Here is a 10456-nt window from a genome sequence, read left to right as displayed (position 1 = left end):
GGGTCGTGACACCGGGGGGGTGGAACACACCCCCCCCCCCCCCACGCCCCCCCACATAGGGACCCCTCCGAAACACGAGGAGTGCCCCCCCACGTTCGAACCCCCCCTCCGCGCGGGGGAGGAGATGCCTCAGGGGCGTCCGCGAAGGACCGCCTGCTTGACCTCTGCGATCGCCTTCGTGACCTCGATGCCGCGGGGGCACGCCTCGGAGCAGTTGAAGGTCGTGCGGCACCGCCACACACCCTCCTTGTCGTTGAGGATGTCGAGGCGCACGGCGGCGTTGTCGTCGCGCGAGTCGAAGATGAAGCGGTGCGCGTTGACGATGGCCGCCGGGCCGAAGTACTGACCGTCGGTCCAGAACACGGGGCACGAGGAGGTGCACGCGGCGCACAGGATGCACTTGGTGGTGTCGTCGAAGACCTCGCGGTCGGCGATGGTCTGCAGGCGCTCCTTGCCCTTCTCCGGCACGGAGTTCGCGACGAGGAACGGCTGCACCTCGCGGTACGACGCGAAGAACGGCTCCATGTCGACGACGAGGTCCTTCTCCAGCGGCAGGCCCTTGATGGCCTCGACGTAGATGGGCTTCGAGATGTCGAGGTCCTTGATCAGCGTCTTGCAGGCGAGGCGGTTCCGTCCGTTGATGCGCATGGCGTCGGAGCCGCAGATCCCGTGGGCGCAGGAGCGGCGGAACGTGAGCGAACCGTCGACCTCCCACTTGATCTTGTGGAGGGCGTCGAGCACGCGGTCGGTGGAGTAGAGCTCCACGTCGTAGTCGACCCAGTGCGGCTCGGCGTCGACCTCGGGGTCGAACCGGCGGATGTTGAACGTGACGATGAAGGACTGGATGCCGGTGTCTTCGGTCGTCTCCGCGGGGGCTTCGGCGATGGCGTTCGACATGGTCAGTACTTCCTCTCCATCGGCGGGTAGTTCAACTCGCCCTTGTCGTTCTTGGTGAACACGACGGGCTTCCAGTCGAGCTTGATGTGGTCGCTGGGGTCCGACGAGTGCGGGTCGCCCGTCAGGTAGGCCATGGTGTGCTTCATGTAGTTCTCGTCGTCGCGCTTCGGGAAGTCGTCGCGCATGTGACCGCCGCGGCTCTCCTCGCGGTTCTGCGCCGCGTAGACGACGACCTCGGCGATGTCGAGCAGGAAGCCCAGCTCCACGGCCTCGAGCAGGTCGGTGTTGAACCGGTGGCCCTTGTCGTCGACGTGCACGTTCTTGTAGCGCTCGCGCAGCTCGGCGATCACGCCCAGCACGTGCTGCAGCGACTCGTGCGTGCGGAACACCTGCGCGCCCTTGTCCATCTCGTCCTGCAGCGTCTTGCGCAGCACGGCGATGCGCTCGGTGCCCTGGTTGTTGCGCAGGTCCTCGAGCATGCCGGAGACGAACGCGGCGGGGTTCTCGGGGAGCGGAACGAACTCGGCGGTCTTGACGTACTCCACGGCGTTGCGGCCGCTTCGCTTGCCGAAGACGTTGATGTCGAGCAGCGAGTTGGTGCCGAGGCGGTTGGCGCCGTGCACCGAGACGCACGCGCACTCGCCGGCGGCGTACAGGCCGGGCACCACGGTGTCGTTGTCGGCCAGCACCTCGCCGTTGTTGTTGGTGGGGATGCCGCCCATGGCGTAGTGCGCGGTCGGCATCACGGGGACGGGCTCCACGACCGGGTCGACGCCCAGGTACGTGCGCGCGAACTCGGTGATGTCGGGGAGCTTGGTCTCGAGCACCTCGGCGCCCAGGTGCGTGCAGTCGAGCAGCACGTAGTCCTTGTGCGGTCCGGCGCCGCGGCCCTCCGCGACCTCCTGCACCATGCAGCGCGCGACGATGTCACGCGGCGCGAGGTCCTTGATGGTGGGGGCGTATCGCTCCATGAACCGTTCGCCCGAGGCGTTGCGGAGGATCGCGCCCTCACCGCGGGCACCCTCGGTGAGGAGGATGCCGAGTCCGGCGAGTCCGGTCGGGTGGAACTGGAAGAACTCGAGGTCCTCCAGCGGGAGGCCCTTGCGCCAGACGATGCCGACGCCGTCGCCCGTGAGAGTGTGCGCATTCGACGTGGTCTTGAAGATCTTCCCGAAGCCGCCGGTCGCGAAGATGACGGCCTTGGACTGGAAGACGTGCAGCTCACCCGTGGCGAGGTCGTAGGCGACGACGCCGGCGATCTGGGTCTTGCCCGCCTCGTCCTTCACGGTGATGAGGTCGAGCACATAGAACTCGTTGAAGAAGTTGATGCCGAGCTTGACGCAGTTCTGGAACAGCGTCTGCAGGATCATGTGACCGGTGCGGTCGGCGGCGTAGCAGGCGCGGCGGACCGGGGTCTTGCCGTGCTCGGCCGTGTGACCGCCGAAGCGACGCTGGTCGATCTTGCCCTCGGGCGTGCGGTTGAAGGGAAGGCCCATGTTCTCGAGGTCGATGACCGCGTCGATGGCTTCCTTCGCGAGGATCTCCGCCGCGTCCTGGTCGACGAGGTAGTCGCCGCCCTTGACCGTGTCGAAGGTGTGCCACTCCCAGGAGTCCTCCTCGACGTTCGCGAGCGCCGCCGCCATGCCGCCCTGCGCGGCACCGGTGTGCGAGCGCGTCGGGTACAGCTTCGAGATCACGGCCGTCTTCGCGCCGGGGCCCGCCTCGATGGCCGCCCGCATCCCGGCGCCGCCGGCGCCCACGATGACGATGTCGAACTGGTGGTAGTGCACGCCGTCACGGACGACGGAATCCTGGGTCTGGGTAGTCACTTCTCGTATGCCTCTTCTTCTAGCCCTGCGCCTGGCAGGTCTCCCACAGCGTGCTGGACTCGGTCACACCCAGGCAGGGGTCGAACGTGAAGACGACCAGCGTGCCGAGGATGATGAGCAGGCCGGCGGCCAGCCCGAGTGCCCACACGAGTGCCTTGCGGGCGGTGGCGTTGGTCACGTAGTCGTTCACGATCGTGCGCATGCCGTTGGCGCCGTGGATGAGCGCGAGCCACAGCATCAGCACGTCCCACCACTGCCAGAACGGCGTGGCGAACTTGCCGGCGATGAACGCGAAGTCGAGGGCGTGGATGCCCTCGCCGAGCATGAGGTTGACGAAGAGGTGGCCGAAGATCAGCACGACGAGCACGACGCCCGACACGCGCATGAAGACCCAGCCCCACTTCTCCAGGTTCACCCCGCGCTGACGGCGGGCGGGGGCGACGGCGGTCTGAGCGCTCATCAGTGTCCTCCTCCGAAGCCGGCGAATGCGAGCATCAGGTGGCGGGGCACGAAGCCGGCCATGATGATGCCCCAGACGAGCAGAACGCCCCAGAAGAGCTGGCGCTGGTACTTGGCGCCCTTCGACCAGAAGTCCACGGCGATGATGCGCAGACCGTTCATGGCGTGGAACACGATGCCGGCCACGAGCACGACCTCGCCGAGCGCCATGACCGGGTTCTTGTACGTGCCGATGACCGCGTCGTACGCCTCCGGCGACACCCTGATGAGCGCCGTGTCGAGCACGTGCACCAACAGGAAGAAGAAGATGGCGACTCCGGTGATGCGGTGAAGCACCCACGACCACATGCCTTCGCGACCCCGGTAGAGGGTGCCGCGGGGGGTCTTGGACGTGGTTTCCGAAATCGACGGTGTCAAGCGAGCGCTTGTGGACACGGTCGTCCTCCCTGGATCGATGTGACTCGGTCGCGTGCGCCGTCTCGACCCCTCGAAGTGCTGGGGAGGGGCAGGCACGCCCGATCGCCCTCCATCCTATTCCTGTGAGAAGGCCGTGGGCGACGAAGGGGACCCTAACCAGCGTGCGCCGCCCGGATCCGGTCGGGACCGCGTCGCCGCGGAGCGGCTCACGGGGACCGAGCGGGCCGGCTGGGTACGCTGGCCGGGTGAGCGAACCCATCGAGGACTTCTACGCGGTGATCCCGGCCGGAGGCATCGGCAGCAGGCTGTGGCCGCTCTCCCGGGCGGATGCGCCGAAGTTCCTGCACGACCTGACCGGCTCCGGCCACTCGCTGCTGCGCGACACGTGGGACCGCCTCGAGCCTCTCGCCGGACCCGATCGGATCGCGGTGGTCACGGGACGGGCGCACCGGGCGGCGGTGGAGGCCGAGCTGCCCGGCATCGCCGATCTGAACGTGTTCCTGGAGTCGGAGCCGCGCGAGTCCGCCGCGGCGATCGGACTGGCCGCCGCCGTGCTGCACCGGCGCGACCCCGATGTGATCATCGGCTCGTTCAGCGCCGATCACGTCATCCGCGGCACGCGCGTGTTCGAGTTCGCGGTGCGAGACGCGGTCGAGGTCGCTCGCGAGGGGTACATCTGCACGATCGGCATCGCCCCCACGGAGCCCGCGGTCGGCTTCGGATACATCAAGAAGGGCTCCGAGCTCGTCGTCGAGCGTGCCCGTGAGGCCGCGCTCGTCGAGAGCTTCGTGGAGAAGCCCGACCTGGAGACGGCCAAGGCGTACCTCGCCGACCGGGGCTACCTGTGGAACGCGGGCATGTTCATCGCCAAGGCGAGCGTCCTGCTCGACGAGCTCGCCGCGAACGAGCCGGAGCTGCACGCCGGGCTGCTCGAACTGGCCGAGGCGTGGGACGATCGCGAGCGACGGGGCCCGGTCGTCGACCGCATCTGGCCGCGCCTCAAGAAGACGGCGATCGACTATGCGGTCGCCGAGCCCGCCGCGCGTCGTGGTCGCCTCGCCGTCGTCCCCGGGCACTTCGACTGGGACGATGTCGGCGACTTCGCGTCGCTCACCAAGCTCATCACCAACGGCAGGAAGAACGACCTCGCCGTTCTCGGGCCGCGGGCGCGGGTGCTCACGGATGCCGCCAGCGGCATCCTCGTCAGCCAGACCTCCCGCGTCATCAGCCTCGTCGGCGTCAAGGACATCGTCGTGGTCGACACCCCCGACGCGCTTCTCGTCACGACGGTGGAGAACGCGCAGCGCGTGAAGGGCGTCGTGGAGTCGCTGAAGCTGAACGGACAGGGCGACGTGCTCTGATGAGCAGTGATCGGTGCTCATCGGGTGGGTTGATTTCAGCTTTGTAACCTTTCGTCAGCGCCAGGGGCGACGTGCGTGCACGAAGGCTGAAACACTAGGTAACTTTGATCGATCCGCGATGGTCGCGGTTCCGTTGAGGGAGGCATGAGTTGACCATCTCCACCACCAAGAAGCTTCTCGGCGCGACCGTCGCCGCGGGCGTCATCTTCGCGCTCGCCGGTTGCGGCCAGGCACCGACCGACGAGGCCGGGGGATCGGACAAGCCGGCCGACTCCGACTTCCTGCCCTGCCTGATCTCCGACGCGGGCGGCTGGAACGACAAGTCGTTCAACCAGTCGGCCAAGGAGGGCATGGACAGCGCCGCCGAGGAGCTCGACATCAAGCCGCTCGAGTTCGAGTCGGCGAACGACAACGACTACGCGCCGAACCTCGAGACCGCGGTGTCCGAGGGCTGCTCGCTCATCGTCTCGGTTGGCTTCAAGCTGTCGGCCGCCACGGTCGAGTCGGCGCTCGCGAACCCCGAGATCGACTACGCGATCATCGATGACTGGGCCGACAACGACTTCGACGGCGAGGTCGACGCGCCCAACATCAAGCCCCTCGTGTTCGACACGGCTCAGGCCGCCTACCTCGGCGGCTACGCGGCCGCGGCGTGGTCGGCGCAGAGCGGTGTGAACAAGGTCGGCACCTTCGGTGGCATGCAGATCCCGTCGGTCGCCGTGTTCATGGACGGCTACCAGCTCGGTGTCGAGAAGTACAACGAGGACAAGTCGGCTTCGGTCCAGGTCTTCGGATGGGATGCGGCGACGCAGGAGGGCTCCTTCACGGGTGGCTTCGACGCGAACGACACCGCCAAGCAGACCGCTCAGGGCGTGCTCGACCAGGGTGTCGACGTGATCCTCCCGGTCGGTGGCCCCGTCTACCAGAGCGCCGCGGCGGCCATCACCGACAGCGGCAAGGACACCCTGATGCTCGGCGTGGACAGCGACCTCGCGGTTGCCGACCCGAGTGTTGCGGGCATGACGCTCGTGTCGATCATGAAGGCCATCGACGTGGCTGTGCACGACGCGACGATCGCGGCCGCCAAGGGCGACTTCGACCCGGAGCCCTACGTCGGGACGCTCGAGAACGAGGGCGTCAAGCTGTCCGGCTTCGGCGACTTCGAGTCCCAGCTGCCCGAGGGCCTGATGGACGAGCTGAAGACGCTGCAGGAGCAGATCATCTCCGGCGACATCACGGTGGAGTCGAAGAACTCGCCGTGATCTGAAACGGTCCGACACGGGGCGAGTGGTGAGCAGGCTGCCACTCGCCCCGTGCCGTGGACGGACGACGATTCTCCTGAATGACACTTCTGGATAAGGTGCAGATATGAAGCTCGAACTTCGCGGCATCACCAAGCGATTCGGCAGCCTCGTGGCCAACGACCACATCGATCTGGTGGTCGAACCGGGGCAGATCCATGCCCTCCTCGGGGAGAACGGCGCGGGAAAGTCCACCCTCATGAACGTCCTCTATGGCCTGTACCAGGCCGATGAGGGAGAGATCCTCCTCGACGACGAGGTGCAGCACTTCCGCGGCCCGGGTGACGCGATGGCTGCGGGGATCGGCATGGTGCACCAGCACTTCATGCTCGTACCGGTGTTCACGGTCGCCGAGAACGTGATGCTCGGCCACGAGCAGACCAAGGCGCTCGGCACCCTCGACATCGCGAAGGCCCGCCAGCACGTGCGGGACGTCGCCGCGCGCTTCGGCTTCGACATCGACCCCGACGCGATCGTGGGCGACCTGCCCGTCGGCGTGCAGCAGCGGGTCGAGATCATCAAGGCGCTCTCGCGCGACGCGAAGGTGCTCGTTTTCGACGAGCCCACCGCGGTGCTGACCCCCCAGGAGACTGATGAGCTCATGGGCATCATGCGGCAGCTGCGCGACGAGGGCACCGCGATCGTGTTCATCACCCACAAGCTCCGCGAGGTGCGGGAGGTCGCCGACACCATCACGATCGTCCGCCTCGGCCGGATCGTGGGGGAGGCGTCGCCGACTGCGTCGAACGCGGAGCTCGCCTCGCTCATGGTCGGCCGCGCGGTCGAGCTGACGGTGCACAAGGAGGCGCCGCGACTCGGCGAGGGCGGGCTGGCGGTGTCCGGACTGCGGGTGCTCACCCCGGGCGGCGCGATCGTCGTGGACGGCGTCGACTTCACCGTGCGACCGGGCGAGGTGCTCGCGATCGCCGGCGTGCAGGGCAACGGCCAGACCGAGCTCGTGGAGGCCATCGTCGGTCTCGCGGCGCGCGTCGAGGGCAGCATCGTGCTCGACGGCAAGGAGCTGGTCGGCAAAAGCGTGCGCGCCATCCTCGACGCGGGTGTCGGGTTCGTCCCGGAGGACCGCACGGAGGACGGCCTGGTCGGCGGGTTCTCGGTCGCCGAGAACCTGGTGCTCGACCGCTCGGACGACCCGGCGTTCAGCCGCGCCGGTACCCTCAAGCGCGCCGTGCTCGAGGAGTTCGCGCGCGAGCGCATCAAGGAGTACGACATCCGCGCGCAGGGGCCCCACACCCCGGCGGGCACGCTGTCGGGTGGAAACCAGCAGAAGGTGGTCATCGCCCGGGAGATGAGCCGCGACCTGCGCCTGCTCGTGGCGGCGCAGCCCACTCGCGGCGTCGACGTCGGCTCGATCGAGTTCATCCACAAGCGGATCATCGAGACGCGCGACGCCGGGATCCCCGTCGTCGTGGTCTCCACGGAGCTGGACGAGGTCGCAGCTCTCGCGGACCGGATCGCGGTCATGTACCGCGGCACGATCGTCGGCATCGTCCCGGGTGACACGCCCCGGGAGACACTCGGACTCATGATGGCCGGTGCGGCCGAAGGAGAGGTGGCCGCGTGAGCGGAGCGACACCAGGCGCAGGGGACGCGACCAAGGGGCTCCCACCCGAACAGCTCGCCACGAGCACCGGCACCGTGCCGCGCGACCCCTCCGACGTCCCGCCGCCTCCCCGCGCGAACGTCGTCCTGAAGGAGATCCTGCGGGGGAGCGCCGTCACCACGATCCTGGCGATCGTGCTCGCGCTCATCGTGGGCGGCATCCTCATCGCCTTCACGAACGAAGACGTGCAGGAGGCGTCCGGGTACTTCTTCGCCCGTCCGACCGACACGTTGGCGGCGGCCTGGAACGCCGTCTACAACGGCTACGAGGCGCTCTTCCGCGGCGCGATCTTCAACGCCCGCGGAGCCGACTTCGCCGCGCAGATCCGTCCGCTGACGAACACGCTCGGTTTCGCCGCGCCGCTCATCGCGGCCGGTCTCGGCGTGGCGCTCGCGTTCCGCGTCGGTCTGTTCAACATCGGTGCGCGCGGCCAGATGCTCATCGGTGTCGCGGTCGCGGCGCTGCTGACCTTCTCCCTCGACCTGCCGCTGTGGCTGCACCTGCCCGTCACGCTCCTCGCCGGCATCGCGGGCGGGGCGCTGTGGGGTGCGATCGCCGGTCTCATCAAGGCCCGCACGGGTGCGCACGAGGTGATCCTCACGATCATGCTCAACTACATCGCGTACTACCTGCTGCTGTGGATGATCCGGACCCCCGGCCTGCTGCAGAAGCCGGGCACGAACCAGGCGCTCGGCTCGCCGACACCCGAGTCGGCGCAGTTCCCGACGCTGCTGGGCCCGCAGTTCCCGCTGCTGGACGTGGGCTTCGTGATCGTGATCATCGCGACGCTGTTCGTCTGGTGGCTCCTCGAGCGCTCCTCCCTCGGCCTGCGCATGCGCGCCGTGGGCGAGAACCCGCACGCCGCCCGCGCCGCCGGCATCAGCGTGCAGCGCATCTACGTCTACGCGATGCTCTTCGCGGGAGGCCTCGCCGGACTCGCGGGCATGAACCAGCTGCAGGGCGCTGTGACCACCGGCGTCACCGAGACCATCGACGCGGGCATCGGCTTCGACGCGATCACCGTCGCTCTCCTCGGCCGCAGCCGCGCGTGGGGCACGTTCGCCGCCGGCATCCTGTTCGGCGCGCTCAAGGCCGGATCGTTCTCGATGCAGGCGCAGGACATCCCGGTCGACATCGTGCTGGTCGTGCAGTCGCTCGTGGTGCTGTTCATCGCCGCGCCTCCGCTGCTGCGCACCGTGTTCTTCCTGCCCAAGTCCGACGCGGAGAAGGCCGCCAAGGCGAGAGCCAAGGCCGCGAAGAAGGCGGTGACGGCATGATGTCGCTCGCACAGACCGAGGCCGCAGACGGCACCGTCCAGCTCGCGACCGTGAAGGAGCGCCACCTCAAGGCGCCCATCGTGCTCGCCGTGCTGACCGTGCTGCTCGCGCTGCTGTTCCTCGCGGTACCCCGTAGCGGCACCAGCACCTTCCGGCTCTCCGACCAGTCGTCGGCGTTCGCACTGCCCGACGTGGCCCTGCCCACCTCGTCGACCTTCTGGTTCGTGTTCGCCGTGCTGGTCGTGATCACGGTCGCCTCGTTCCTGCGGGCATGGGTGTATCGTCCGACCTCGCTCTGGCTGGTCGCTGCCTACGGTGTGTTCGCGGTGTTCGGGTTCCTGGTGTGGGCGTCCGCGGGCGGCCTCGTCCCCGTCACGAGCCTGCTGTTCGGCGCGGTGTCGCTGTCGGTCCCGCTGGTGTTCGGTGCCCTCGGCGGCGTGATCGGCGAGCGCGCCGGTGTGGTCAACGTGGCCATCGAGGGGCAGCTGCTGCTCGGCGCGTTCTCGGCCGCCCTGCTGTCGAGCATCACCGGCAACCCGTTCGTGGGTCTGATCGGCGCGATGGTCGGCGGCGTGCTGGTCGCCAGCGTCCTCGCCGCGTTCGCGATCAAGTACCTCGTCGAGCAGGTCATCGTCGGTGTTGTGCTGAACGTGCTCGTCACCGGTCTCACCGGGTTCCTGTACGGCGCGCTCCTGGCACCCAACGAGGCCGAGCTGAACACGCCGGTGCGGTTCACGCGGATCGAGATCCCGCTGCTCAGCGACATCCCGATCATCGGTCCCGTGCTGTTCAACCAGACGTTCATCGGCTACCTGATGTTCCTCACGGTCGCCGTCGTCGCGTGGGGGCTGTACCGGACCCGCTGGGGGCTGCGGCTCCGCGCCGTCGGTGAGCACCCGCAGGCCGCCGACACGGTGGGCATCAAGGTCAACCCGACGCGGTTCTGGAACGTGCTGCTGGCCGGTGCGATCGCGGGCATGGGCGGTGCGTACTTCACGCTCGTCTCGGTGCCGCAGTTCGGCAAGGACATGACGGCGGGACTCGGCTTCATCGCCCTCGCCGCGGTGATCTTCGGCCGCTGGGACCCGATCAGGGCGACGCTGGCGGCACTGCTGTTCGGCTTCGCGACGAACCTGCAGAACCTGCTGTCGATCCTGAAGACGCCGATCCCTGGCGAGTTCATGCTGATGCTGCCGTACGTGGTGACGCTGCTTGCGGTCGCCGGGTTCGCCGGGCAGATCAAGGCACCTGCCGCCGACGGCAAGCCGTACATCAAGTCGTAGGACGCAGGAAG

The 10456-nt window shown here is 68.1% G+C and carries 9 protein-coding genes; 5 read left to right on the top strand and 4 right to left on the bottom strand.

Features of this window, described 5'->3' with window-relative positions; translation table 11 throughout:
* Positions 1-129: 129 nt before the first annotated feature.
* Genes ACWGQ1_RS09560 through sdhC form a run of 4 tightly spaced genes read right to left on the bottom strand, consistent with a single transcriptional unit; the run spans position 130 to position 3620 of the window.
* The gene (locus ACWGQ1_RS09560; protein WP_136030386.1) at positions 130-897 is read right to left on the bottom strand and encodes a succinate dehydrogenase iron-sulfur subunit; all 768 of its coding nucleotides are present in this window, start codon (positions 895-897) and stop codon (positions 130-132) included.
* 2 nt (positions 898-899) lie between these two features.
* Entirely contained in the window at positions 900-2726 is a 1827-nt protein-coding gene (gene sdhA, locus ACWGQ1_RS09555) for a succinate dehydrogenase flavoprotein subunit (RefSeq protein ID WP_136030384.1), read from the bottom strand.
* Positions 2727-2745: 19 nt separating this feature from the next.
* Entirely contained in the window at positions 2746-3186 is a 441-nt protein-coding gene (locus ACWGQ1_RS09550) for a succinate dehydrogenase hydrophobic membrane anchor subunit (protein ID WP_136030382.1), read from the bottom strand.
* A complete protein-coding gene (gene sdhC / locus ACWGQ1_RS09545; protein WP_136030381.1) occupies positions 3186-3620 on the bottom strand; it encodes a succinate dehydrogenase, cytochrome b556 subunit in 435 nt (144 codons plus the stop codon). Before sdhC ends, ACWGQ1_RS09550 begins: the two co-directional genes overlap by 1 nt.
* A gap of 227 nt (positions 3621-3847) precedes the next feature.
* Here sdhC and ACWGQ1_RS09540 point away from each other — a divergent pair, with 227 nt between their 5' ends.
* From ACWGQ1_RS09540 to ACWGQ1_RS09520, 5 genes are all read left to right on the top strand, one after another.
* The gene (locus ACWGQ1_RS09540) at positions 3848-4963 is read left to right on the top strand and encodes a mannose-1-phosphate guanylyltransferase (RefSeq protein WP_136030378.1); all 1116 of its coding nucleotides are present in this window, start codon (positions 3848-3850) and stop codon (positions 4961-4963) included.
* Positions 4964-5112: 149 nt separating this feature from the next.
* The gene (locus tag ACWGQ1_RS09535; RefSeq protein WP_136030376.1) at positions 5113-6225 is read left to right on the top strand and encodes a BMP family lipoprotein; all 1113 of its coding nucleotides are present in this window, start codon (positions 5113-5115) and stop codon (positions 6223-6225) included.
* A gap of 106 nt (positions 6226-6331) precedes the next feature.
* Positions 6332-7846 carry an ABC transporter ATP-binding protein gene (locus ACWGQ1_RS09530; protein WP_136044442.1) on the top strand — a complete coding sequence of 505 codons (1515 nt, stop codon included), beginning with the start codon at positions 6332-6334 and terminating at the stop codon, positions 7844-7846.
* The gene (locus ACWGQ1_RS09525) at positions 7843-9162 is read left to right on the top strand and encodes an ABC transporter permease (protein WP_136030370.1); all 1320 of its coding nucleotides are present in this window, start codon (positions 7843-7845) and stop codon (positions 9160-9162) included. The genes ACWGQ1_RS09530 and ACWGQ1_RS09525 overlap by 4 nt, the downstream gene beginning before the upstream one ends.
* The gene (locus ACWGQ1_RS09520) at positions 9159-10445 is read left to right on the top strand and encodes an ABC transporter permease (protein ID WP_136036306.1); all 1287 of its coding nucleotides are present in this window, start codon (positions 9159-9161) and stop codon (positions 10443-10445) included. The genes ACWGQ1_RS09525 and ACWGQ1_RS09520 overlap by 4 nt, the downstream gene beginning before the upstream one ends.
* The last annotated feature ends 11 nt before the right edge of the window (positions 10446-10456 follow it).

This window comes from Microbacterium sp. NPDC055599 (genome assembly GCF_053618975.1).
This window is presented reverse-complemented; position numbering and strand designations above follow the sequence as displayed.